Source organism: Alteromonas sp. LMIT006, assembly GCF_024300645.1.
GTDB lineage: Bacteria > Pseudomonadota > Gammaproteobacteria > Enterobacterales > Alteromonadaceae > Opacimonas > Opacimonas immobilis.
In genome coordinates this window covers 2,112,490-2,137,128 of sequence record NZ_CP101291.1, presented here as the reverse complement: position 1 = coordinate 2,137,128, position 24,639 = coordinate 2,112,490, and the positions used below count along the sequence as shown (strand labels likewise).

Genomic DNA, 24,639 nt, shown 5'->3' with positions numbered 1-24,639 from the left:
GCTTACGCGTGTTAGGGCTGCCCTAGCACGCGTTTTTTTGTTTTCTTCAATAATGGAAAAATTATGAAATCTGCACTTTTATGTTTTAGCTTAATTGGTTTTGCTTATTCAGTGATTGCCAGTCCTGATGGCGTGTCTAATCAATGTGATCACAGTCAAGTTAAAGCGACTTATACCATTACAAAAGTCGCAAACGCACAGACCTATCAAACAAGCATTACATTACTGCGCTCAGGTAATCACGTAGCGCATGTATATCACGATACCGGTATCACTGAAATGTGGTATCTCAATACCAAACAACAAATTAAAACTACGCGTTTTTTTGATCAACATCAACGCGCTATTGAATATCAGCCAGGAGAGGGCATTCAAGGTGAAATAGAAACGGATTGGTCACGTCGCTATCAAATAATCGCTGATAATACTCTTAACAAGCTAAAGCAAACCAGCGCTTCAAACCAAGGATGTCAATCGGTAGAATTTTATGCTAGCGACCAAATTAAACTCGAGTGGTTGCCACAAAAGCAGCTCATCCAAAACCTTGAGGTCAAACACCCAAGGTTTACTGAAACGTGGGAACTCACTTCACTGAATTTGGATAAGACGGAAATTGCGGCTGAATTTGCCGCCCGTGAACAGTATCTCAGTACAGATTACGCCGATATCGGTGATGATCATACTGACCCATTTTTAACGCAAATGGTCAACCTTGGCTTTATCGAAGGTGGCGCGAGTGGCTTTTATAATGACCAAGGCGATGCCATACAAGGTGAGCATAGCCACAATCATCACGGTCACGCACACTAATCTTATCTCAAAAAAATAAGCCGAACGACTAGCAATCGCTCGGCTTACCGTGTTTGAGCTGGTAGCGTGGCCAGCTAGGGTAGCACTAAAGAGGGGTTAGCTAAGTAGCACCTCACCCATAGTCACAATACCAAAATTCAAAACACTAGACATATGTGATCACCTCCTTAAATAATTGCTAAACAAATTCTAATTTACCATGTGGTAAGGAACTGTAAAGAACCTGAAAGTTTATTTATTAAAATACAAAAGGTAAGGATGTAACCTTTTGTTTGCAATTTACATGCATATCATTTACATTGTGTGTAAGCGCTTTCATTTCTTTATTTGACGGCATGTTGTAATTGTTTATCAGATAAAGAGGTCCTCTTATGATATACCCCCACATTCGCATTGTTTGTTTGTCTGGCCTATTGGTCCTGTCTGCCTGTGGCGGCGGTGGCGGCACTACCAGTCCCGTTGCGCCACCACCTGCTCCTCCGGCCGATACTACGGCGCCGGTGATTACGCTCAATGGTTCAGCCACCATCAATTTGACGGTGGGGCAGAGCTACGTTGACGCAGGTGCGACTGCAACAGATGATGTCGATGGCAATGTGTCAGTGAGCGTCGATAACCCATACACTGATGCTGCGGGTACCTACACCATTACCTATACCGCCACTGACCGCGCGGGCAACCAAAGTCAATTACGTCGCACCGTGGTTGTGACGGCTCCTACCCCTCCTACAAACAACGCATCCGAGGTCGTCGTCATGCGTGCCGCCACACCCGATGCGCGTTGGGATCGTGGGATTCAGGCGTTTGATCAGGCCCTAGGGTATGGAGACTGTGATAACGCGACGGTGATGTGTGCTTCGATGCAGTGGCAGAACGTACAAGATTCAGAACGAGGTCCGGTATTGCAAGTGACTCACACCAATGGCGCACAACTCGCCGGTTTGTTTATCAGCGCTACCTCAGGATTGGATTTTAGTGCGTATGCACAAGGGAGCATCAATTTTGATATCAAGGTGATATCGGGCGATCCCAACATGACCTTTAAATTAGATTGCGTGTACCCCTGTACCTCCGGTAATGTGGATCTCGGCCCACAACCGATTGGAGAATGGACGACCATTTCCTATCCTTTAGCGCAATTGCAAGCCAGTAACTTGAATCTTCGGACGATTAACACGGGGATTGTGATATGGGCGTCGCAATTTAATGATACTGTCTTTGCATTGGATAATGTCTATTTTTCGACGAGTTCAGAGAACGCAATTGTGCCTGAGCCGAATCCAACGGGACCAGGATTTTATGATTTTACGGCGTTAACGTTTGGGGCAGGGAATGTGTCCGATACGATCAATCCGAACAGTTATCGTTGTGTTGAAGATTACGGCAATTGGATTTACAACGCGGGCGTGGTTGAGCCAGGCATTGCGGGTTGTGATACAACTACGGGCATTCCTCAAGGTACTCCCACACCGCTTTATCCTCATGTCAGTGGCCCGGCTGCTGAACGCCCTCTGGCCAGCGGACGCTGGTGGGGGTCTGTCTCTTTCTTAGGCGAAATGGAAATTGGCAACCCCAATGCCGCCGCGTATATTACCCCAGATCCCATTACTGCTCGCATTACCAATAAAGGTGTGCGCATGATGGGCTTACCGAGCGGAATCCGCGTTTTGGGCAATGACTTTTTGTACCAGATCCCTGACCCATTTAGCGAAGTCATGGATGGCATGGCCATTGCCAACAGTCAGTACACTAACTTAGACGCCACATTGTATGACTTTTCAGATGGCTCTGTTACGGTACTGTGGAAAAGCGGTGAGATCGAAGTCATGCGCGGGACCTTCGTGCATGGTTCACCCTATGTGTACTTTGATGTGTTAGCGGGCGACATGGTGTTGAGGACCTTGCGGGCCGATGGCGGAGAAAAAGGCACATTCTATGCTCAAAACAATAGTCTGGGCGTGTGGACCAGCGTTGCGGGCAATACTAACTATTTTTTAGTGTCTGGTGATACGGGCACGGTATTTGATGCAGTGGAATCGAATGAGATTCGCATCAACAGTGTCACTGGCGGCATTACGGTTGCGTTACTACCCACCGCGACTCCGCCGAGCAATGCGATGATCACCGAACACGCACAACTGGCTCGTAATGTGGTGCATGCGGTCCAGGTCCAATATGAAGTCGATCATACCCAACAACAGGTATCGGTCTCGCATCAATACGTCGACGCAAATTCACAGCCTGTGACAACCATGACCGGTATGCAACCTCTGCACTGGAAACACGCTCAAGTGAGAGAACCAGCGTACAGTCATCGCAGTGCCCGAGGGATCACTCAGTTTCATGTGGGTACAGGCTTTACCTACACCTTACCCTTTGTCGGTGTGTTACCGACATTACCAGCTATCAATAATGATCTGGAACTGAATGTGGTGACTCAACACATTAATGATTTCATTGCGCTTGGGGAGGCCCAGTGGAACTACGGTCGTGAGGATGCGTATTGGAGTGGTAAAAATTACGGCAAAGTGGCGGAGTTGATCGCATTGGCCGATGAACTTGCGCTCACTGCACAGCGCGACCAATTGTTGACCTGGTTAAAAGCAGAACTCACGGATTGGTTCACCGCAGCATCTGACGATGGACTCGACGAACAGCAGTATTTTGCCTATGACTCGACGTGGGATACGTTATTTGCCATGGAAGAATCGTTTGCATCCCATCAACAGCTTAATGATCATCACTTTCATTATGGGTATTTAGTGCGAGCCGCAGCAGAGGTGTGTCGTTTTGATGCGTCATGGTGCAGTGCGTCGCAATACGGACCCATGATCGAATTATTGATCCGCGACTACGCCGGTGGTCGTGAGGACGATATGTTCCCCTATTTGCGGCATTTTGATCCGGCAAACGGCTTTTCTTGGGCATCCGGTCGAGTCAACTTTGTGCGTGGCAACAATAACGAATCGACTTCCGAAGCAGCCAACGCTTATGGCGCCATGATTTTGTACGGTATGCTCACGGATAATGATGAGATCCGCGATCGCGGGATCTATTTGCATGCGTCGACTGCCGCGGCGTATTGGCAGTACTGGAATAACATCGATGGCTGGCAATCAAATAATGACGCCACGCTGGATAACTTCCCGAGTGGCTATGAACGGATTACGACGTCGATTATCTGGGGCGATGGTGCTGTCTTTTCAACCTGGTTCTCGCCAGCGTTTGCGCACATTCTCGGGATTCAAGGTTTACCTTCCAATACCTTGAGTTTGCATATTGGGCAATACCCTGATTACCTTGCGGATTACGTTTCTTTGGGCTTAACTGAGTCAAGTAATAACAAACCCTCTGGCCTGGTCCCAGATCAGTGGCGCGATATTTGGTGGAAAATTTGGTCGATGACCGATGCAGACAGCGCGTTTACGGATTATTTGAGTTTGTCGGATTACACCCCAGAGGCGGGTGAAACCAAAGCACATACGTATTATTGGATCAAACAGTGGCAAGTTTTAGGGAACATGCAAAACGACGGTATTACGGCAGACTATCCAAGTGCAATGGTCTTTGAAAATCAAGGGATCAAACATTACGTAGTGTATAACTTCAGTGATGCTACCAAAACGGTCCAATTCAGCGACGGCGTGACTGTCACTGCTGTGCCACGTGATTTTACGGTGTTGAGTTTGTAAATATTTTTGTTGCAGTGTATGTATTGGTCTGTAGCAGGGGAGTGGTGCAGGTCCGGCATATTTGGCACAGATTCGGCACACTTTTTCAAAATAACGCAGGCGATACTCGCAAAATCGGCCGATTTTCGAACTGTGTACAAACGTAAGTGATTGATTTTAAAGGATGGTGGACGCTACTGTGGCACGCTTGTAGAAGTTGAACCAGTGACCCTCGCCTTGTAAGGACGCGAAAACTAAAATAACTTTAATTCATTTAAAATTCGTTTACTGCTTCGTTTTATATTTTGCGGACCGTCAGTTTTCTTGATCAATAGTAGCAAATGGTACAGCGCAGTCACTGGGCCAGTAGCTATTTGGTTGTCAATTTACTTCAAACTAGTTGTTAAAAAGCGTGATAACGACTAAAATAAACCTAATTAAAGACTGCTTTGGAGACCGATTAAATGTCCAGTAGAATCTTGGCTGATGTTGCTGCAAGCATTACTGAATTGAAAGCAAATCCTATGAAAGTTGCAACGAGTGCCTATGGCGAGCCTGTTGCTGTGTTAAACAGAAACGAGCCTGCATTTTACTGTGTACCTGCTGAAGCTTATGAGATGATGCTCGATAGACTTGAAGATCTAGAACTCTTAGCTGTCGCTAGAGAACGAGAATCCGAAGAAAGTATTTCGGTTAGTATTGATGATCTATAAACTCGATTTTAAAAAGAGCGCTCTCAAAGAATGGAACAAGCTTGGATCTACTCTTCAGTTACAATTTAAAAAAAAGCTCAAAGAACGCTTGGGAAACCCACATGTCGATGCTTCCAAGCTCTCTGGTGCTGACAATATGTATAAAATAAAATTACGTCAATCTGGCTATCGTCTTGTCTACAAAGTTGAAGATGATGTAGTCATCGTAACAGTTTTAGCAGTTGGAAAACGTGAAGGAAGCGATGTTTATCACAAAGCCTTAAAAAGATTAAAGGATTGATTGCCTATTAATGTTTTGTCCCTCCAGAATTTAACGTCCGCTTTCTGTAGAGAGTGACCTCTGAAGTTCTCAAAATAGAACGAATCTGAATCTCCGGTATTTGTCTGAAGCTGACATTTAGAAGGTAAATATGAAAGCAAGGAACTTTTTGACTTACATTCAGATGTAAATTCAACGATCCGTGGTAGGACGCTCTAGACATTGTAATCATTGACCTGTAGCAAGGTGGTGGTGCAGATTCGGCACAGATATGGCACACATTCGGCACACTTTTTAAAAATAACGCAGGCGATACTCGCAAAATCGGTCGATTTTCGAACTGGGTAAGATCGTAAGTGATTGATTTTAAACGATGTTAGACGCTACTGTTGGCACGCTTGTAGAAGTTGAGCCAGCTCGCCTTGGGGATATAAAGTATTGAATTTAGAGAGGAAATGGTGGACGCTACTGGGCTTGAACCAGTGACCCTCGCCTTGTAAGGGCGATGCTCTCCCAACTGAGCTAAGCGTCCAAGGTATTGATTTTGTTACTAAAAAGAGTGGTGGACGCTACTGGGCTTGAACCAGTGACCCCCGCCTTGTAAGGGCGGTGCTCTCCCAACTGAGCTAAGCGTCCGTCTTTTTGTACTTGCCTTAGCAAGTGAGGCGCTATTATAGAGATTCACCTTGTTCTGTCAACTGAAAATGACGTCTTTTTTGTTTTTCATGCTTGTTTGCGCAAAACCTGAACAAAGTGCGTGTTTTCGCTATTTTCCTGCATGAATGTCTATCAAAAATCATCCTATTTGATAAAATAAACACGTTATTATCATTTTAAGGACTTTTTATGTCAGTTGTGACTCGTTTTGCGCCAAGCCCAACCGGGTATCTTCATGTTGGAGGCGCAAGAACTGCTCTGTATTCATGGTTATTTGCTAAAGCGAATGGTGGTCAATTTGTGTTGCGCATTGAGGATACCGATTTAGAGCGTTCAACTGACGAAGCAAAACAAGCTATTTTAGATGGCATGGAGTGGTTGGGTTTACATCACGATTCTGGTCCCATCTACCAAACGGATCGATTTGACAGATATAAAGCTTTGATTCAGCAGCTTCTTGACGAAGGCAAAGCCTATAAATGCTTTATGTCTCAAGAAGAGTTGGATAGCATTCGCGAAGCACAAGAAAAAGCAGGGGAGAAAGCGCGTTATCCTGGAACGTGGCGTGATCGTACCGACCATCCAGAAAACGCACCTTATGTCGTGCGTTTCAAAAATCCACTAGAGGGAGATGTGGTATTCCAAGATCAAATCCGTGGTGAAATCAGAATAAGCAATACTGAATTAGATGATTTGATTATTCAGCGTACGGATGGTTCGCCAACGTATAATTTTTGTGTAGTAGTCGATGATTGGGATATGGGGATCACGCATGTCGTCCGTGGTGAAGACCATATCAATAATACCCCACGCCAAATTAATATTTTTAATGCTCTGGGTGCACCGTTACCGACTTTTGCACATGTTTCTATGATTTTGGGTGATGATGGCAAAAAGTTATCCAAACGTCATGGTGCGGTCAGTGTCATGCAATATCGCGATGATGGCTTTTTACCAGAGGCAGTTTTGAACTATTTGGTACGCCTTGGTTGGTCGCATGGCGATCAGGAAGTCTTTAGTGTTGACGAAATGATTGAGCATTTTACTCTCAATAACATCAGCAAGTCGGCGTCAGCGTTTAATACCGATAAACTTATCTGGTTAAATCAACATTATATGAAAGAGCTACCAGCAGAGCAGGTCGCTGATGCGCTGGCTTGGCATTTTTCTGAGATGGGAATCGATACGTCTAATGGCCCAGAACTCTCTCAAATTGTTGCAATCCAGGCAGACCGAGTCAAAACCCTGAAAGAAATGGCTGAAATCAGCACGTATTTTTATCGTGAGTTTGATGAGTTCGATGCGAATGCAGCCAAAAAGCACCTTCGCCCAGTTGCACAAGAAGCACTTGAACTGGTTAAAACAAACTTGTTAGCCCTTGAAGAATGGACCAGTGAAAGTATTCAAACCGCCATTAATCAAACCGCAGAAACCCTTGAAGTTGGTATGGGCAAAGTAGGCATGCCATTGCGAGTTGCTGCAACCGGTTCTGGCAATTCACCTTCATTAGATGTCACCCTTGTTTTGCTAAATAAAGAGCAAATCGCGCAAAGGATAGACAAAGCGCTTACTTTTATAGCAAACAGGGCAAATTCTTAAAAAAAGGTTTGACTAACGGCGGTGTAGGCAATAGAATGCGCACCGCTGTTAAGGAACGAGGCAAGCAAGACTCTAAGCCAATGAGTTCCATCAAATGGGGCCATAGCTCAGCTGGGAGAGCGCAACACTGGCAGTGTTGAGGTCAGCGGTTCGATCCCGCTTGGCTCCACCATTACAGCACGGAGATAGGCCGAAACATCATTGATGTTTTGCTCCACAACACGACGTCCCGTTCGTCTAGAGGCCTAGGACTCCGCCCTTTCACGGCGGCAACAGGGGTTCGAATCCCCTACGGGATGCCATATTTTATAGAGTTGACTGAAGGTCAGCTCAATAAAATATCATCAGTAGATGATATGAGAACCAAAAGGTTCTATACAATACGCTCACCTAGGCTCAATTATGAGCGTATTGCGAAACAAACCGTTTAGATGTCCCGTTCGTCTAGAGGCCTAGGACTCCGCCCTTTCACGGCGGCAACAGGGGTTCGAATCCCCTACGGGATGCCATATACAAAAAAACCACCCTTGCGGTGGTTTTTTTGTATATATCACTTAGAGAATATGAGAACCCTAAGGTTCGACAAATTCGCCGGGAGCGAATTTGCACTGCCATAGGCAGGCCCGCAGGGCGAGTATTAGGATGATACGAGTACAAATTCGCCGGGAGCGAATTTGCACTGCCATAGGCAGGCCCGCAGGGCGAGTATTAGGATGATACGAGTACAAATTCGCCGGGAGCGAATTTGCACTGCCGTAGGCACCGCGAAGCGGCGAGGGCAGGAGCCCGAGGTAATCCCCTACGGGATGCCATATAAAAAAGACCGCTACCTTGTGTAGCGGTTTTTTTATCAAAGTTTAGCGAGAAAACCCCGTGATCGGAACGATAGTGACGTCGCGGGGATGAAGCGCTAGCCCTGCTCTTGAATATATCGACGTATCGTCTCAGCACTAGCATTGCCAACTGTGCATACAAATACCCATACTGTTGATTAAAAGTCTTTTCCTCTATTTGACAATCTCATCGTATACAGTAGTCTATACAGTATATGAAAAAAATACTTAGATACAACTACCGACTCAACCCATCACCGCAGCAGGCTTGTAAACTATTCGAGTTTGCCAGCTATGCCCGTGGTGTGTGGAATTTGTTGTTATCTGAGAATATCCGTCGCTACGAATACGATAAGACGTTTGTGTTTTACAAGGATATGGCAAGTTTACTCAAAGCGTTGAAGCCGTTTGAGGAATTTGCTTGGCTCAAAGCATTTGATTCAGCAGCTGCGCAACAAGTCGCTCGGGATTTAGATACAGCGCTGAAAAACGCATCTGCTAAAGGTCGCTTACAGCAGTTTCCAAAGCACAAAGTGTCGTACAAAAAGAAAAAACAACACAATGACAGCTTTCGCTGTGTCAATAACAGCCAGTGCATTCGGATAGTAAACGGAACGATTAGCCTGCCCAAAATTGGCAGAGTGCCGATTAAGCTCCATCGCAATCTGGTCAGTGAGATTAAAACCGTCACTGTGCAATATAGGCATGGGCATTGGCAGTGCAGTATCACGCAACAGGTCGAATTCACTGCGCCTAAACAACAACTCAATACGATGGCAGGTTTTGATATCAATTCACAGCAGACCGTCGTCGGCTCCAATGGGTATGTGGCAAACAACCCCAAATACCTCAAACAATCCAAAGAAAAACTTAGCCAGTTGCAACGCCAGCTTGCACGGCGCACAAAAGGCTCAAGGCGCTGGCAACAGACTAAACATCGCATCAACACCTTACACGGAAAAATCGCAAGGCAACGACTTGATTTTGCCCACAAAACATCACGACAGATAACCAATGGCAGTGATATATGTGTGTTCGAAGATTTGAACGTGAAAGGTATGCAGCAGTTCAATGGCAGTATGGTGGGTGATAACGTCATGGGAATGATAACAGGCTTGGTGAAATATAAAACCGAGTTGGCAGGTAAGCTCTACTATGAAATCGGACGCTATGAGAAATCGACTGGCGTGTGTGTAGCGTGTCACGCGCATCATGCGTTATCGCTCAGTCAACGCAGTTTCACCTGCACAGCGTGTGGGACACATCAGAGCCGAGATGTGTCCTCAGCAGTGACCATTGAACGCAAAGGAGAGGCAGGCATTATCGCGGACGGTCTTGTCGCGAGGGTAATCCCCACATCTCAGCAGAAATCAGGCGTCAAAACGAAAGTCTTCGAGCGATTGAAGTTGTCTGTGGGAGCTGAGAAAAGAGAAGCTGCATAGTCTTAAGCCACTATACAGCTGAAGCCCCGTGATCAGAGCGTAGCGATGTCGCGGGGTAGTTCACATCTCTCGTAAAGGACATGAGAACCCAAAGGTTCGCCTAGTTTAAGACCCAATGCGTTACCTCTTGCGCTTGCAAAAAAGCCTTCGCATCAGCACCTTGCAACAAGGCTAACGTCGCCAATAACCCTGCTTGTGTGCAATTTTGGCCTGCTACAGTAACTGAACGTGGTGCATCAGTCATAGCCCAACCAGTCAATGGATTGAGTACATGTGAGTAGCGAGTGCCCTTATGCAACAAAAATCGTCTCGCATCGCCACTTGTCGCAAGACCGCCTTGAGCTATTTTGACAAGCATGGGAACAGATTGAGATGGATCTGGATGCTCAATACCCACTTGCCAAAAACCTCCATTTTGGCGTGGGCGTGTCACCCCCAAATCACCTCCGAAATTGACCAGGACCGAGAGTTCTGGATACGTCTGCTGACACAGCGTAACGGCTTTATCTACAGCGTATTCTTTACCTATACCCCCTAAATCAATTTGCATATCATCCGGCATTTGCAGGGAGTGTTCGGTTAAAGTTAGCTTTTGCCAACCCACAAGAGGTAACAAAGTGTCAATTTCAGCTTGGGTCGGGGGATTGGCATCCGCCACAAAACGCCAAATGCGATTTAAAATGCCAGCGGTGACATCAAATTGCCCATTACTTAAGACAAAACATTGTTGTGCAAATGAAAGCAGCTTGTGTGTTTCCTCGTCAAGCTTGATTCGCTGACCTTTAGCGTGGTTCAGTTGATGAATAATATTATTTTCGCGGTAACGCGAGTATTTTGTTTCAATGCGCCAAGCCTCGGCTGATACCATATGAGCAATGTGTTGCACAATCTCTGGGTCATTACCGTCAATTAGGATCTCACAAGGCGAAGCCATGGCAGTAAAAGATACGCACACATGGTCTTCGCGTTGGCTCAATTCAAAACTTGGCACTTTTCACCTTTATTTATTCAATGAACTAAAATGAATAATTAAATTGTACCATCATCGCTTTAATGCTTGGGTAGAGTTCTTGATTTTGTAAGCTACCTGGAGCAATAAATCCTGTATTCTTAGGGTTTTGCTGATAGTACTCAACTCGTATAGCCCAATCATGGCCGTTGTTCATGGTTTGGCCATATTTTAGTCCAATGGTCATTGCATCCATTTCACCTAAGCGATAATCCGCTGTGACAAATGCTGGAAGAGATGCTTCATCAAGCAAAAACGGTCGGTAAAAATCGACAGCACCTTGTTGATAATAGCGAAAGTGGGGTTGAATATAGTTATCGTTGCCCAAATCGAAGCGCAACCTACTATCAATGGTATGCGAGGTCATTTCCCAATCATCTTCCATGTAGCGATACGATACATCGCCTACAAATGAACCTTTGGCATATTTGGTTTGCCAATACACAGTCTGCTTGGTTCGCGAGTCTGGTCGTGATTCGTATAACGTATCCTGGACAGTACCTAAATTATTCACCACAGACACATATTTGTAAGGATCATTTAAATATCCATCTGATTTAGATAAACCTAATGTGAACTGCATCAGCATGTTCCGTGAAATAACTTGTGTCACGCCGAGTAACAGATCCACTGTGTCCTTATCTTGGGTTTGTCCCTGACTGCGCTCACCATGTTCGAAATCATCGTCATCATATCCATCGTTATCATCCGAATATGCATTGTCTGCCAAGGGCAAACTGCTCAATGGCGTCGGTGCGCCTCCCACAGGGTCGATGCTATCCATTTGATAAGATAAACCCACTGACAAGGTCGTGTTTTTTTGATTGAGGTCATAAGCTAAGGATCCATTGAGTCCCAACGACAGATAATCGTATTCTTTGGATGCGTGAACCCCAGTTGAACCAGTCAGATTTGGTAGCATTGGCTGGGTCCATTGTGCGTTTAGCTGCACTCGAGAATCTCGGAAAGTATCATCTAAAGGTGTGGTATTAGGAGCGACTTGATATTGCCCATGCCCAGAAGGACGAGAAAATGTCTGCACATAATCTTGCGGTACGGCTCCAGTTGCTGAAGCACCCGTCAAGGCATCATACGTCAATTTGCCATTAAAAATATGATCATCACCAAAATCTTTCGTAGCCGATACCATTCCCTCAACTAAGCTGATTCGATCCGTTTCACCATAATACAAAATAGCCGTATCAAATTGCCATTCATCACTTTTTTCAGCAGACGCTTGAGCGGGTGCTGCACCAATCAGTTGACAACTTGCCAACGCCAGACTGGCTGCCATCTTACTTGTTTTAGTTAGTTGCATCCACAACCTCCACCAGCAAAACCGCGACCGCCAGAGGTCCCTTCTTTGGAAAAATAAATATGGTCGTCTAAGGTCAAATCTAAGCCTTCTGCGTTAAGTTGCATTTCTTCTTTGGCCAAGACATCTCTCTCCCAAGGTTTGACGCCAAGACTGGCACACCCGACGGCGTGTGACATGACGACACACAGGACAATGATTTTCATTTTTTTCATAATTCACCTCAGTGGTATTATTCAGCGAGTAATGCTTGAATTTGTTTTTCGTAATGAGCCGTTTTGGCGTTAAAAAAGCCTTGGTGCTGCGCTCGAATGTGTCCATTTTTATCAATCAACAGGCTGGTAGGCATACCGGCCACACCAAAGGACTCTGCATATTCACCGGCTGGATCGAATTCGATATGGAAGTTTGCTTGTGTTTCAGCGATAAACGCATCGGCTAGGGCGCGTTCTTGATCAAGATTGATGGCAATGATAACGAGACCTTGCTCGGCATATTTTGCTTGCATTGTGTTCATCCAAGGAAATGAACGACGACATGGAACGCACCAAGACGCCCAAAAATCCAAATATACAACCTTATCTGTAAGTTCTGAAAGCGTTTGCGCTTGTAAAGATGTACTGGATTGGGTCAATTGAATCTCAGGCGTTTGTGCCTGAGTAACGAAACTCATCACTGCGAATGCACCGCCAAGGAGCAAACGAGCTAGCTGTTTTCGGGAATGTATCGGTAAGAGACTCATACTGCGACCTCATGTGTTCACAACAAATATCATGTGAGAGGTAGCGTAAAGGAGAAACCTTAAATAGGCCTTAAATCAAAAAGTAAATTGGATCCGCGCACGATAGGCAAAATCTTCTGTGCCATTGAAGCCGTTAATGAAGCTCATTTCGTAGCGTAATTGACGAGTAGGAGAATATTTAACAAAGCCACTTAAGCCTGGCCCAACGCCAAAATAATCCCGATCAGAATACATCTCAAGAGTAGGTTGAAACGTCGTTTTTAAACGATATTGCCATTGCAACCGGTATTCAATTTCGGTATCTCGAGCACGTCCATTGCCAAATAAATGCTTGAGCAACACGTTACTGGTCAGGATATGTTGTCCCCATTGTTTTTCAGTCAATAAGCCAATGTTGGCTTCGTATTCGTTTTGCTTGTGTGTTTTTTCCACATCCACTAAGAGGCCATGGTCGGCCCAATACTGGCCTTGTTCTGTCAGTTTCCACAAGGCATTTAGATGATATGCGGCAATACCAAATTCTTTGCTGATATCGCGCTCACCAGTCAATGCCGCACCAAGCATGAGACTGTCATTGACCGCATAGCTATAACCAATGCGTTGAAATAACTCATTTTCAATGTGATCGTGGCGCGTCACAATACGCCATTCCAACTCTTGTCCTAGAGGTAAAAAATACGGGTGGTGTATAGTGTCAATGACACTGTCCGCCTTCACCAGAGAAGCGAGAGACATCGCTAGAGCGCAGCAAAACAGGCCTAAACCGCCTATAACATTATGCTTCATTTGCGTTATCCTTTGTTTTATCTTGTGTATAAATACTTGACGAAAGAAACAGTACAGCCATCACCATTAAACTCAGTACAAAAACCCCAGCGTTCAGGTCACTGATCCAATAGGGCCACCCCAACAAGTCTTTAAAAATCCATTCACCGGGCAACCATTCGTACAAAAACTCCATCGACCACCAATACGTCACATCCCAATGATAAATCTGTATTAGTCGCTCTAATATCTGTAGAACAAAACCGGTAAGGATGGTACTCAGTAGGACACGCCAGAGCAAAACGGGGGTAATGTGCCCCACATAACTGAGTAAAATAGCAACCGCTAACAAGCACAAACTGGCCAAACACACAGCGTAGATAAGTTGCCATAGCGTATGAGACATCGCGGCAGTAATTTGCGTTGACAGATACATCCCCAGCTCAAGGCTTGGCAATACAATAGCCACACTTAAGGCAGCAAGGTACAGTGCTTTTTTGGGATAGACCATCCATGCGGCTTGCCACAGCAAAAAGGCACTCATCATCACCACATAAAACCATGATAGGTACTGTAACATTCCTTGCGAGGAAGGACTCAGTACCAACCAGGTGCTCGCTCCAGTCAATAACACGAGAGCGACACCGAGGTAAGCCCATGTGAGCATGGAAATACTTTCTGCGCGACTCATCAATGCACAGTATCCAATCCATGGCAAAAATATACCCAAGAGTTGGGCAAAACTCACCGTCAACATTAGGGGGTTCCCTCCAGCACAGCAAGCACTTTACCTTGCGCGAAATAAGGGTGGTATTCGCCGCTAAAGGGATATTCCCCAGGCGGCATTGGGGCAAGGTAAATTGTGGTTGAAGCGTGTGGCAACAATAGTTTTTCACGATTTAATGTAAAACTAGAAAAGGTCTCAAGAGTGTCATCGCGATTTATGATCACTAAAGTGACTTTGGTATAAGCTGGTATTTTAATAATGCTGGGTTCAAAGATGTGCTGGTGCAGCACAATTTGGTGTGTTACCGGTGCTGCATTAGCCGCTATAACTAACAAACTGACGAATAACATCACACAGCGCATGGCTGGGTCCCATTTGGAAAAATACACGTAATGTTGAGACCACCAAGTTTTGCGTCAATGCTGACGGTCATGGTACCGTGATGAATGTCCATAATTTGTTGCACAATGGACAGACCGAGGCCTGAACCACTAATATGTGTTTGTGAACCTCTGACAAATCGCTCAGATAAATGGTTAATTGTATCTAAAGTTACCGTTTGACCGTTGTCGCGCACAGTCAATGACACTTGTGCCGCTTGCTGTGTCAACTCAACCATGATTTGAGCGCCTTCATGACAGTACTTGTGTGCATTTAGAACGAGGTTATCAATGACAATCGATACCAATGTGGGGGAGGTATCCAAAAAATAAGACTCTTGCGCATAATCAAAACTCAAGGATTGTTGCTTGTTATTTAATTTTGGGAAAAGTGCACTTAATGTCTCTTGGACTACTGGCAGAATATTCATTCGACTCAATGACTCACGATAAAAATGTGGGTGCGTTTTGGCCATCAACAACAAACTCTCTACGACTGAATTGACTCGTAGTAGGTGAGCTTGCATGTTTTCCAAAGACTGTTTCCTTTTCTCGCAAGAGTGCTGTTCATAGTTCGCTGCGTCGGCGATGAGGTTATCGATGGTTAATGATATTGTGGTCAAGGGAGTTTTTAGCTCATGAGCCACGTTGGCACTAAACGATTGCTCTCGCTCATAGCTGGCTTTGAGGCGACTCATTAATTTGTTGATCGTAAGAATGACCGGCTGCAGTTCAAGAAAAGCATTTTCAATATGCAAAGGGGTAAATTGAAAGTCTTCCTGCTTGGTTAATGTTTTATCTAACTGTTTAAGCGGACGCAGTTGTAGCCTGACAACGACAAAAATCACCACACCCATCACGGGCAATGCCACTAAAAACGGCGTTATGGTCGGCAAAATAAGTGCTTCAAGTTCATTAAACACAACTTCTTTAGGAAAGCCGACGACCACGGTTGTCACATCTTGCTGGAGTCTTAACACTCGCCATAGCGTACCGTTCACCATAATTTCATGATAGCCCGTATGTTCAGGAAGGATGTTAGGCGCATCGGGGGACTCATACCAGGTATCATGGATTTTTTGGCGCACAAATAACGGTGCTTTGATTTTTACATGGTGCTGTTGTGGCTGTGTTTGCAAAAGTAGTGAGGCAATGTGTGCGAGTTCAACATCGTGCGCGTGTTGACGTTCAAGCAAGGTGATTCGATACGCTTGTAACGTAGCCACAGTGATGATCAGAACGATTAAAGAGGTCAAGATCAAAATTAATGTACGCGATAATGATGAAAAAAGCATTGTCTTCACTTGATGGTATACCCTAAACCTCTCAGCGTTGTAATGAATCGGTCAGGGAGCTTTTTGCGCAGGTTGCTGATATGCACTTCAATGGCATTGCTGCAGGCTTCTTCGCCGTATTCATAAATGCTATTAGTAATTTTTTCTTTACTGATCACGCGTCCTTGCGACTCCAGTAAAATCCGTAAAATCATCAGTTCTTTACGCGATAACTCTACTTCACAGCCGGCCACTGTCAGTGTCATTGCACTAATATCAAGTGACACATCTTGGTAAGTCAGCTGAGATGATTGAGCGGTCCGATAACGACGAGTGATCACGCGCAGACGAGCTAGCAGTTCAGCTTCAGCAAACGGCTTAGCCAGATAATCCTCCGCGCCTCTATCTAGGCCCAAAACACGATCATCAAGACTGTTCCGCGCGGTAAGTATGAGCGTAGGAATATCGATATTAGCTTGTTGCATTTGCTTTAATAGTTGCAGTCCATCGATATCTGGTAAGCCAAGATCTAAGATAATGGCATCAATATCTCCAGAGCGGGCTGTTAACATGGCCGCTTTTCCCGTCGTGACGTGTGTCACTGCATAATTGGAACGACGCAACATAGTGATGATCTGCTCTGCAAGCGCTAATTCGTCTTCCACCAAAAGTAAGTGCATATACTGAACCATTGGATAATTGATGTGCACAGTGTACTAAATAAAGCTTAAGAAAACGTTAAGTTTTTGCATTATTGAGCCGACCATTATTTACTTCCAGGCAAATGGAGTGATGTAGACGATGCATCGATAGAACATTTTGAGGCAGTCCAACGCAGGCTTTTAAGTTCTCCTGATATTCCGCTATAATCCACGCCCTCATATATCAAGACACAAGTAACCTTTGATGCCAGCCAAACCCAAAATCATTCTTGCGCCCATGGAAGGTGTGGTCGATGCCCTCATGCGAGATATGCTGACTCAAATTGGCGGCTTTGATTTGTGTGTGACGGAGTTTTTGCGAGTCGTTGAAAACGTCATGTCGGATAAGGTGTTCTATCGTATCTGCCCTGAACTCAACAACGATGGTTACACTCCGTCGGGGATCCCCGTAAAAATCCAATTGTTGGGTCAACATCCCAAAGTCCTTGCTGAGAACGCCGTCAAAGCAGTTAAACTCGGCTCACACGGGGTGGATTTGAACTTCGGTTGTCCTGCAAAGACGGTCAATAAATCCAAGGGCGGAGCGGTGTTGTTGCAATACCCAGAAACCTTGTATGAGATTGTCAAAGCTGTCAGAGACGCGGTACCTTCGGAGCATCCTGTCACAGCCAAAATCCGCCTTGGTTATGAAAATACGGCCAACGCATATGCCAACGCCCAAGCCATAGCCGAGGCGGGGGCGGATTCTTTGGTTATTCATGCCAGAACCAAAATCGATGGGTATAAACCCCCGGCTTATTGGGAATGGATCCCCAAAATCCAAGCCGTTGTGCCCAACTTACATATCATCGCCAATGGTGAAATCTGGAATGCGAACGATGCCCAAAGGTGTCGGGAGGTCTCACAATGTCCAGATATTATGATAGGCAGAGGGGCTTTGTCGCTTCCGAATTTGGCCGCCACAATTGCCCATCAGCACGCGCCCATGACATGGGATGAGGTCAAAGAGTTATTAATCAGTTACTCAGGTTATGAGATTTATGGCGACAAAGGTCGCTATTACCCCAATCGAATCAAACAGTGGCTGGGGTATTTAAAACGCGAGTACACCCAAGCGGATGAGTTATTCATGGATATTCGTCGTTTACAGTGCTCAGATGAAATCGTTTCGACTCTGCGTCGTTAACCTGCGTCACTATTCAAATTTGGCAGTTCACTGTCGGCTCGAATGCTTGTCTCCGCGAGGACTTCTGCAATCCCTAGACGCCCTAACATGTTGCGCGTATTCTCATCAACGCCAACGAGCACAACACGCTGGCCTTGTTGCACGGCTTTTTTGACCAGTTCAAACAAGATCAACGAAGTCGAATAGCCCACAATACGCGCTCCACTCAAATCGACAATGAGACGTTGATGTGAGACAAAATTTCGGTAGCGTTTTTTGAGTCCTCGGCCAACAGCATAGCTCATTGGCCCGGTGATTTTTAACAACACGGTATTGGGATGTTCTGACAGATAGTTTAGATGCATGTCACATAATAACTGCGCGTCAATTTTGCCATCACTTAATATAATATCGCCCAGTTGTAAGTCGGATAAACGTTTTACGGTATCAATATTTTTGATGAATACGCCGACCAAAACCGCTGTAATCAAATCCACGAACAAGGTGAGTCCCAACACCAAAAACATCAAACACACTGGAAACAGGGGAAGGCGATGGATTTTTTTCAAAAACGGCCAGTCAATGATGTCGATACCGACTTTGAGCAATATCGCAGCCAATACGACCTGAGGGATTTCGCTAAACACAAACCCCAAGCCCAATACCACAAGCAACAGCAACAGGCCATGTAACACGCCTGCTAAGGGGCCTTGGCCACCCGCTTTGACATTGATCATACTGCGCATTGTGGCGCCCGCACCAGGCAGAGCACCTAACAATCCAGCGCACGCATTACCAACGCCTTGCCCGATGAGTTCCTGATCTGAGTCATGCTGCTCGCCACTTTCATTGTCTAACACTAATGAGGTCAATAATGAGTCAATTGCGCCAAGCACGGCAAGCATAAACGCATTCAACAACATGAGTTCTAAAACGGACCATTCAAAGGTTGGTATGACTATTGGGGGCAAGCCACTGGGGAGCTCACCAATACGCAGTAATGCATCGCTCTCAACAGTGAAAATTGAAATAATAGTCACAGCCACTAATGCGACTAATGCAGGAGGTAGCGCACCGGCGTAAGGGCCTCGCCACAAAATTTGAATTAAGATCCCGGCGATCCCCAGCCATAATGTCGGTAAATGCACATCACTTATATATTCAGGTAAGTGAGTAAAAACGTCTGTCAATGATGCAGGAACAGCAAAACCCAACAAAACTGGAATTTGTAATACAATAATGATTAATCCAATGCCAGACATAAAGCCAGAAATGACCGGATAGGGCACCATCACAATGTATTTACCAATGCGCAGTAAACCAAACAAAATTTGCATCACACCGGCCAACATAACCGGTGTGAACGCAAGGCCTAACCATTGTTCAGGAAAACGCGCCGTAAAATCCATGATCACGGTTGTCATGACGACCGTCATTGGGCCAGTAGGGCCTGAGATTTGTTGTCTGGTGCCACCAAATATCGCGGCCAATATGCCGACGATTATCGCGCCATAAAGACCAGCAATGGCACCTGCACCTGATGCAATACCAAAAGCGAGCGCCAATGGCAACGCTACCACGCCCGCGGTCAAACCTCCGGTGATGTCCTTACTGATGTTTTGGGTAAAATCGCTGAGGCGATACAACATGTATTGAGTCGATTATTTTTTAGTCAACATAACGTATTTTGTCAAAAAAACCGATTATCCATTAGTAGTAACACTATTTTTACATCTTTAATCAATGATCAACTTGAGGTTCAAATTCGATTCGATTAGATTACGCCCTGACAGAATAACTAATAACTATAAGGAATTCCTATGCATTCAACCTCGTTATTGCAACGTGGCTTGGTGATCGGATTGCTGTCTGCTGGTTTAGCGGCATGTGGTGGTACAAATGAGCCATCAAGTGCTAGCGCAACAGCCAAAGAGGCAGTGCAAATCAATCCCGATCCCTTCCCAAGCACTTATCAACCTATCCCTGCTGCCACGACCGTCATTCAAAATGTCAGCATTCTTGATGGTATTGGTGGCTTACTTGAAAACGCCAGCATTGTCTTGCAAGATGGCAAAATCACAGCTTTGGGCAATGACATTGTGATGCCTGAAAACGCAACCGTGATTGATGGCAAAGGCAAATGGGTCACCCCCGGTATCATCGATACCCACTCACATTTGGGCGTATATCCATCGCCTGATACGCGCTCTCACGCCGATGGCAACGAAATGACCAGTCCAGTAACCTCTCAAGTGTGGGCGGAGCATTCGGTATGGCCGTTTGACCCAGGTTTTCAAAGAGCGTTGGCTGGTGGTGTGACTGCGATGCAAATTTTGCCTGGTTCCGCTAATTTGTTCGGTGGTCGTACCGTGGTCTTGAAGAACGTGCCCGATCGCACCATGCAAGACATGAAGTTTCCGGGTGCGCCTTATGGGATTAAGATGGCCTGTGGGGAAAACCCCAAACGAGTCTATGGTAATAAAGGCGGTCCAGGTACCCGTATGGGCAATGTGGCTGGCTATCGCAAAGCATGGATCCAAGCGACAGACTACAAAAACCAGTGGGATGAATACTATACCAAAATCGACGCCGGCGAAGACGCTAAAGCGCCCAAGCGGGATTTGCAAATGGAAACGCTCAAAGGTGTGCTAGAAGGTGAGATCATCGTTCATATGCACTGCTATCGTGCGGACGAAATGACCGTCATGATGGATGTCATGCAAGAATTTGATTACCAAATCGGCTCGTTCCACCACGCAGTAGAAGCTTACAAAATAGCGGACAAATTACGTGACAATAATGTCTGTTCATCTATGTGGGCCGATTGGTGGGGCTTTAAAATGGAAGCCTACGATGGCATTCGTGAAAATGTCCCAATGGTTCACAATGCAGGTGCTTGTGCGGTCGTGCATTCGGACAGTGACATTGGTATCCAGCGTCTCAATCAAGAGATGGCCAAAGCGTGGTCCGATGGCAAGCGTGTGGGTATCGATATTAGCAAAGCAGATGCGTGGCAATGGGTATCGGCAAACCCTGCAAAATCTCTAGGGATTTTTGACCAAACCGGTTCATTAGAGGTAGGCAAAAATGCGGATGTGGTATTATGGACTGAGGATCCATTCTCTACGTACGCTCAAGCTGAAAAAGTGTTTATCGATGGCGGGCTAGCCTTTGATCGAAACGACCCTGAAAATTGGCCGGTCAGTGATTTTGAGTTAGGCCAAATTGCCGCGGGAGATGTCAAATGAAACGTATTTTATTAGCTACATTTGCCTGTGTGACAATGACGGTACAAGGGGCACAATTTGCTATTGTTGGGGCCAAGGTGCATACCATGGCTGAACAAGGGACTTTGGAAGAAGCTACGATATTGATCAAAGATGGTTATATCCAAGACGTCTTAAAAGGCTCACAAACTGTCCGTGGATACGAACCCATCAATGCCAAAGGTAAGGTCGTTACCCCCGGCTTAATCGGAGCGTATACCGCACTTGGTTTAAAAGAAGTTGGCTTGTCTGCAGGACAAGTAGACTCAACAGTGGATATGGATCACGCTGAGCATCTAACTAGTGTAGGAGCTGCATTGGATGTCTCTTATGCTATTAATCCTGATTCATCACTGATCCCGATTGCTCGCATTGAAGGTTTCACAGCGGCTGCGACCAATATTGAGCGCAGTGGTTTCTTGTTCAAAGGTCAAGGTGCCATTATGCATTTAACGGATGACGATGCGTTGTTAAAGTCTCGTGCATTTGTTTCCGTCGATGTCACAAACAGTGGTGCTGATAGAGTAGGAGGTACTCGTGCAGTGATGTGGCCAACCCTTATCAATGCACTGACAGAAGCGTTGGAGTTCGATAATGAGGATTGGGACGGTATGCTCAGCAAAGCCGATGCAGAAGCCTTATCCCATGTAGTAGCCGGTCATATACCTTTGCTCGTGATGGCTGATCGTAAGGCCGATATTTTGCAAGTCATTGCTTTACAACAACGCTTTGCCAAGCTCAATGTCGTTTTGGTCAATGGTGTAGAGGCTTGGAGAGTAGCTGAGCAACTCGCTCAAGCAAATATTCCTGTCATCATTAACCCAGAATATAATTTACCTGGTGGGTTCGACCGTATCGGTGCGACGTTGGCTAATGCTGGACGTCTTGCACAAGCTGGCGTGGATGTGGCTATTGGTATGGAAACGCATAATATCCGACTGGCAACGCAACATGCGGGCAATGCTGTCGCCAATGGCATGCCATATCAAGACGGATTGGCGGCGTTGACTTCAAATGTTGCTAAAATCTATGGTATGGATAAACAGGTTGGTTCTATAAAAGCCGGAATGTCGGCAGATGTCGTAATTTGGTCAGGCGATCCGTTGGAGGTGACTGAAGCTGCAGAACAGGTCTTTATTAAAGGTCAAGCCATTGAAATGAGCTCACGTCAAACCGAGTTGAGAGACCGATATTTGGATTTAGAACAGGCACGTCCAATGAGTTACGTGCGCCCATAATCTAAAGCAATTTAAGTTGAAGCCGATACGTTTGTATCGGCTTTTTTATGGCTGTGATATATGGGCTCTGTCTTAAAAGCCCAGAATGAGAAACAATGGAATGATTCTGATGATAAAGTTTATACACACACTTTGGATAGTCTGTTTTGCATTGTGCTTGGTAGCCTCTAAAGGAGGCATAGCTGCACCTATTTCACTAACGTGTAATGCCTCGAATGTAGGCTTAACCTCGATTACGACCTTAACGTCTTCAGACAACCTATTAATCAATCATTATGATGCTCAGAGCTGTGTTGGCTTTGCAAAAGCCAATGACGATCAAAAGGGTCTTAGTTCACCATCTCCCAATATTGGTGAGCTTAATGACGGCTTACTCAATGGCCAGACGGTTAGAATAAAAGGCAAAGACGTGCAATATTTTACGGGCAATGAATTTATCACACCCGAACAGTTATTAGATTTAGACAATGATGGTACAGCGACTGATCCGGGTTGGATCCATTTGGCTAACCTTAATGCTGATGATGATCTCGAAGCAGAGTATAGTTCACTTGGTCCTGATAACTTGAATATTGGTGATTTACTCAGTTTTGATATCAGTGGATGTCATACAAGTGACTGTATTTCAGGGATGTGGACATTGACGACCACAGAAAATATCATCGAAGTGGTACAATCTGTTTTGGGTCGTGCCACATTTGATCATCTCGCTTTATCCATAAAAGCCTCAACCTCATTATATTCTCTCGGGTACGTTTAATACCAATGATCTCATCAATGGTGGAGGCAATGCAGAAGGTGTATCACATATGAATATTTGGGTAAGGGATCCAACTGCGCAAATGCCTCAACCCGTCAACTCACCTTCCGTTTGGTTTCTATTTTTGAGCGCAATCATCTGGATGATTTATCGGCGTTATTGTAATAATGACAACAGTTTATAAACACTCAAACTCACAACTGTCAATAATACTATTACTGCCATGAGGTTAACAATGGCTGTATTTCGGTATGTTCCCATGACATGTGTGCGATTGAGCAACCCCAACAGCAATATAAGAGAAAATGGCAGAAGAAGGGCGTTTGCAGCTTGTGCAGTAACGATAATAACAATAGGTTGAGCACCGGATAATGCGATGCTTATCCCAATCACCACAACGATAGTAGCGATCATTCTGAACGCATATGATGAGGTAATTGACGCGCTTGGTTGAAACAATAACCCACAAATGGCATAGGCGGTTGCTAATGGCGCAGTGATTGCACTGGTTAAGCCAGCTGCAAAGATCCCAATGCCAAAGAACCATTGAGCCCAGTCGCATAATATAGGTGATAATTGCGAGGCAATATTTCCTCGATCAACTGAGGTCTGAGTAAGAAAAAAAGCGTTGGCTGCACAAGACATAATTGCTAATGTGATGAGCCCACCCAACGAGATAGAGGATATCAGCTGCTTTCGATCAAGGCTGATTTCTTGGTCTGACTGTCGGACTTGAGCACTTAAACTGCTGTGTAAAAAGATATTATAAGGCACAATGGTTGTACCAATAATGGCTAACAACAGTGTACTATTATCAAACAGTCCAATGCCCATGATGCCGCGTTTTAGTTGTTCAATATCCACACCTGCAGTCATGGCTGCCAAAAGAAATACCAGACTCATGATCGCGACCAGTATGACTAATACATTGGTGAGTAGATTTGGACGGTTTAACCAGATCAAGCATAGTGCAATGGCACCTAACACACTTACCCAAACACCCTGAGAACCAGCAAAAACACTTCTCATACCTAATGCGGCGCCACTTAAATTACCCCCTTCATACGCTGCATTGCCTATGCCTAATGCCACTACCACTAATACGAATACAGAATATTTCAGAGCAGGGTGCTTATAAACAGTGATGAGATTTTCGGACATGCCTCGACCCGTTGCTAACCCCAACCGAGATGCCATATCTTGAATGATGATGGTGGCTAAGATTGAAAATAATAACGCCCACAACAAACCATAGCCCAACTCGGCCCCTGCAAGCGTTGCGGTGGTCACTGTCCCAGGGCCGATAAACGCAGCGGTGACAATCAGAGATGTTTTAGCGTGTTGCATATTCA

21 protein-coding genes and 5 tRNA genes are annotated in these 24,639 nt (G+C 45.4%); 13 read left to right on the top strand and 13 right to left on the bottom strand.

Translation table 11 applies throughout. The features are described from left to right. Positions 1-63: 63 nt before the first annotated feature. The 4 genes from NLG07_RS09965 (at position 64) to NLG07_RS09950 (ending at position 5,474) form a co-directional block, all read left to right on the top strand. Entirely contained in the window at positions 64-810 is a 747-nt protein-coding gene (locus NLG07_RS09965) for a hypothetical protein (RefSeq protein ID WP_254855303.1), read from the top strand. Positions 811-1,181: 371 nt separating this feature from the next. Beyond that, the gene (locus tag NLG07_RS09960; RefSeq protein ID WP_254855302.1) at positions 1,182-4,502 is read left to right on the top strand and encodes a glycosyl hydrolase; all 3,321 of its coding nucleotides are present in this window, start codon (positions 1,182-1,184) and stop codon (positions 4,500-4,502) included. A 443-nt stretch (positions 4,503-4,945) separates the two neighbouring features. Beyond that, the gene (locus tag NLG07_RS09955) at positions 4,946-5,194 is read left to right on the top strand and encodes a type II toxin-antitoxin system Phd/YefM family antitoxin (protein ID WP_254855301.1); all 249 of its coding nucleotides are present in this window, start codon (positions 4,946-4,948) and stop codon (positions 5,192-5,194) included. Then, positions 5,184-5,474: a type II toxin-antitoxin system RelE/ParE family toxin gene (locus NLG07_RS09950; protein ID WP_254855300.1), complete on the top strand. Its 291-nt coding sequence runs from the start codon at positions 5,184-5,186 to the stop codon at positions 5,472-5,474. Before NLG07_RS09955 ends, NLG07_RS09950 begins: the two co-directional genes overlap by 11 nt. Before the next feature lie 435 nt (positions 5,475-5,909). Here the strand turns inward: NLG07_RS09950 and NLG07_RS09945 are convergent. Next, positions 5,910-5,985, bottom strand: a tRNA-Val gene (locus tag NLG07_RS09945). Positions 5,986-6,013: 28 nt separating this feature from the next. Further along, a tRNA-Val gene (locus tag NLG07_RS09940) sits at positions 6,014-6,089 on the bottom strand. 210 nt (positions 6,090-6,299) lie between these two features. On the opposite strand from NLG07_RS09940, the gene gltX reads away from it, so the two are divergent. The 5 genes from gltX to NLG07_RS09915 all read left to right on the top strand — a co-directional run bounded on the left by gltX (position 6,300) and on the right by NLG07_RS09915 (position 9,984). Beyond that, positions 6,300-7,709, top strand: a complete 1,410-nt coding sequence (gltX, locus tag NLG07_RS09935) for a glutamate--tRNA ligase (RefSeq protein ID WP_254855299.1) — start codon at positions 6,300-6,302, stop codon at positions 7,707-7,709. A 96-nt stretch (positions 7,710-7,805) separates the two neighbouring features. After that, positions 7,806-7,881: transfer RNA gene (locus NLG07_RS09930), tRNA-Ala, on the top strand. Between the two features lie 54 nt (positions 7,882-7,935). Continuing rightward, positions 7,936-8,011, top strand: a tRNA-Glu gene (locus NLG07_RS09925). A gap of 131 nt (positions 8,012-8,142) precedes the next feature. Further along, positions 8,143-8,218, top strand: a tRNA-Glu gene (locus NLG07_RS09920). A gap of 539 nt (positions 8,219-8,757) precedes the next feature. Then, complete coding sequence (locus NLG07_RS09915; RefSeq protein WP_254855298.1) at positions 8,758-9,984, top strand: transposase; 1,227 nt, start codon at positions 8,758-8,760, stop codon at positions 9,982-9,984. A 100-nt stretch (positions 9,985-10,084) separates the two neighbouring features. On the opposite strand, the gene NLG07_RS09910 is transcribed toward NLG07_RS09915, so the two are convergent. The 9 genes from NLG07_RS09910 to NLG07_RS09870 form a co-directional block, all read right to left on the bottom strand. Further along, positions 10,085-10,975, bottom strand: a complete 891-nt coding sequence (locus NLG07_RS09910; protein WP_254855297.1) for an FAD:protein FMN transferase — start codon at positions 10,973-10,975, stop codon at positions 10,085-10,087. A gap of 25 nt (positions 10,976-11,000) precedes the next feature. Next, a complete protein-coding gene (locus NLG07_RS09905) occupies positions 11,001-12,311 on the bottom strand; it encodes a DUF3570 domain-containing protein (protein ID WP_254855296.1) in 1,311 nt (436 codons plus the stop codon). Beyond that, positions 12,302-12,523 (bottom strand): DUF4266 domain-containing protein, encoded by a 222-nt coding sequence (locus tag NLG07_RS09900; RefSeq protein ID WP_254855295.1) that lies wholly within the window; start codon positions 12,521-12,523, stop codon positions 12,302-12,304. Before NLG07_RS09900 ends, NLG07_RS09905 begins: the two co-directional genes overlap by 10 nt. Before the next feature lie 17 nt (positions 12,524-12,540). Continuing rightward, on the bottom strand, positions 12,541-13,050 hold the full coding sequence (locus tag NLG07_RS09895) for a TlpA disulfide reductase family protein (protein ID WP_254855294.1): 510 nt from the start codon (positions 13,048-13,050) through the stop codon (positions 12,541-12,543). Between the two features lie 75 nt (positions 13,051-13,125). Continuing rightward, on the bottom strand, positions 13,126-13,836 hold the full coding sequence (locus NLG07_RS09890) for a hypothetical protein (protein ID WP_254855293.1): 711 nt from the start codon (positions 13,834-13,836) through the stop codon (positions 13,126-13,128). Beyond that, positions 13,826-14,572, bottom strand: coding sequence for a hypothetical protein (locus NLG07_RS09885; protein WP_254855292.1), 747 nt, complete (start codon positions 14,570-14,572; stop codon positions 13,826-13,828). The genes NLG07_RS09890 and NLG07_RS09885 overlap by 11 nt, the downstream gene beginning before the upstream one ends. Continuing rightward, entirely contained in the window at positions 14,572-14,892 is a 321-nt protein-coding gene (locus tag NLG07_RS09880; RefSeq protein WP_254855291.1) for a cupredoxin domain-containing protein, read from the bottom strand. The genes NLG07_RS09885 and NLG07_RS09880 overlap by 1 nt, the downstream gene beginning before the upstream one ends. After that, the gene (locus tag NLG07_RS09875; protein WP_254855290.1) at positions 14,892-16,217 is read right to left on the bottom strand and encodes a sensor histidine kinase KdpD; all 1,326 of its coding nucleotides are present in this window, start codon (positions 16,215-16,217) and stop codon (positions 14,892-14,894) included. Before NLG07_RS09875 ends, NLG07_RS09880 begins: the two co-directional genes overlap by 1 nt. Positions 16,218-16,222: 5 nt before the next feature. Next, the gene (locus NLG07_RS09870; RefSeq protein ID WP_254855289.1) at positions 16,223-16,876 is read right to left on the bottom strand and encodes a response regulator transcription factor; all 654 of its coding nucleotides are present in this window, start codon (positions 16,874-16,876) and stop codon (positions 16,223-16,225) included. Between the two features lie 226 nt (positions 16,877-17,102). Here NLG07_RS09870 and NLG07_RS09865 point away from each other — a divergent pair, with 226 nt between their 5' ends. After that, positions 17,103-18,044, top strand: a complete 942-nt coding sequence (locus NLG07_RS09865) for a tRNA-dihydrouridine synthase (protein ID WP_254855288.1) — start codon at positions 17,103-17,105, stop codon at positions 18,042-18,044. Here NLG07_RS09865 and NLG07_RS09860 read toward each other — a convergent pair. After that, complete coding sequence (locus tag NLG07_RS09860; RefSeq protein ID WP_254855287.1) at positions 18,041-19,672, bottom strand: SulP family inorganic anion transporter; 1,632 nt, start codon at positions 19,670-19,672, stop codon at positions 18,041-18,043. The genes NLG07_RS09865 and NLG07_RS09860 overlap by 4 nt on opposite strands. 171 nt (positions 19,673-19,843) lie before the next feature. Between NLG07_RS09860 and NLG07_RS09855 the strand changes: the two genes are divergently transcribed. From NLG07_RS09855 to NLG07_RS09845, 3 genes are all read left to right on the top strand, one after another. Then, complete coding sequence (locus NLG07_RS09855; RefSeq protein ID WP_254855286.1) at positions 19,844-21,271, top strand: amidohydrolase; 1,428 nt, start codon at positions 19,844-19,846, stop codon at positions 21,269-21,271. Then, on the top strand, positions 21,268-22,527 hold the full coding sequence (locus NLG07_RS09850) for an amidohydrolase family protein (RefSeq protein WP_254855285.1): 1,260 nt from the start codon (positions 21,268-21,270) through the stop codon (positions 22,525-22,527). The genes NLG07_RS09855 and NLG07_RS09850 overlap by 4 nt, the downstream gene beginning before the upstream one ends. A gap of 157 nt (positions 22,528-22,684) precedes the next feature. Then, the gene (locus NLG07_RS09845; protein ID WP_254855284.1) at positions 22,685-23,287 is read left to right on the top strand and encodes a hypothetical protein; all 603 of its coding nucleotides are present in this window, start codon (positions 22,685-22,687) and stop codon (positions 23,285-23,287) included. Positions 23,288-23,443: 156 nt separating this feature from the next. Here NLG07_RS09845 and NLG07_RS09840 read toward each other — a convergent pair whose 3' ends face one another. Continuing rightward, positions 23,444-24,634 carry an Nramp family divalent metal transporter gene (locus tag NLG07_RS09840; protein WP_254855283.1) on the bottom strand — a complete coding sequence of 397 codons (1,191 nt, stop codon included), beginning with the start codon at positions 24,632-24,634 and terminating at the stop codon, positions 23,444-23,446. Between the last annotated feature and the right edge of the window lie 5 nt (positions 24,635-24,639).

Coding starts and splice junctions, on each gene's coding strand:
- NLG07_RS09965 (WP_254855303.1), top strand. CDS start 64: ATGAAATCTGCACTTTTATGTTTTAGCTTAATTGGTTTTGCTTATTCA.
- NLG07_RS09960 (WP_254855302.1), top strand. CDS start 1,182: ATGATATACCCCCACATTCGCATTGTTTGTTTGTCTGGCCTATTGGTC.
- NLG07_RS09955 (WP_254855301.1), top strand. CDS start 4,946: ATGTCCAGTAGAATCTTGGCTGATGTTGCTGCAAGCATTACTGAATTG.
- NLG07_RS09950 (WP_254855300.1), top strand. CDS start 5,184: ATGATCTATAAACTCGATTTTAAAAAGAGCGCTCTCAAAGAATGGAAC.
- gltX (WP_254855299.1), top strand. CDS start 6,300: ATGTCAGTTGTGACTCGTTTTGCGCCAAGCCCAACCGGGTATCTTCAT.
- NLG07_RS09915 (WP_254855298.1), top strand. CDS start 8,758: ATGAAAAAAATACTTAGATACAACTACCGACTCAACCCATCACCGCAG.
- NLG07_RS09905 (WP_254855296.1), bottom strand. CDS start 12,311: ATGCAACTAACTAAAACAAGTAAGATGGCAGCCAGTCTGGCGTTGGCA.
- NLG07_RS09900 (WP_254855295.1), bottom strand. CDS start 12,523: ATGAAAAAAATGAAAATCATTGTCCTGTGTGTCGTCATGTCACACGCC.
- NLG07_RS09895 (WP_254855294.1), bottom strand. CDS start 13,050: ATGAGTCTCTTACCGATACATTCCCGAAAACAGCTAGCTCGTTTGCTC.
- NLG07_RS09890 (WP_254855293.1), bottom strand. CDS start 13,836: ATGAAGCATAATGTTATAGGCGGTTTAGGCCTGTTTTGCTGCGCTCTA.
- NLG07_RS09885 (WP_254855292.1), bottom strand. CDS start 14,572: ATGTTGACGGTGAGTTTTGCCCAACTCTTGGGTATATTTTTGCCATGG.
- NLG07_RS09880 (WP_254855291.1), bottom strand. CDS start 14,892: ATGTTATTCGTCAGTTTGTTAGTTATAGCGGCTAATGCAGCACCGGTA.
- NLG07_RS09875 (WP_254855290.1), bottom strand. CDS start 16,217: ATGCTTTTTTCATCATTATCGCGTACATTAATTTTGATCTTGACCTCT.
- NLG07_RS09870 (WP_254855289.1), bottom strand. CDS start 16,876: ATGCACTTACTTTTGGTGGAAGACGAATTAGCGCTTGCAGAGCAGATC.
- NLG07_RS09865 (WP_254855288.1), top strand. CDS start 17,103: ATGCCAGCCAAACCCAAAATCATTCTTGCGCCCATGGAAGGTGTGGTC.
- NLG07_RS09860 (WP_254855287.1), bottom strand. CDS start 19,672: ATGTTGTATCGCCTCAGCGATTTTACCCAAAACATCAGTAAGGACATC.
- NLG07_RS09855 (WP_254855286.1), top strand. CDS start 19,844: ATGCATTCAACCTCGTTATTGCAACGTGGCTTGGTGATCGGATTGCTG.
- NLG07_RS09850 (WP_254855285.1), top strand. CDS start 21,268: ATGAAACGTATTTTATTAGCTACATTTGCCTGTGTGACAATGACGGTA.
- NLG07_RS09840 (WP_254855283.1), bottom strand. CDS start 24,634: ATGCAACACGCTAAAACATCTCTGATTGTCACCGCTGCGTTTATCGGC.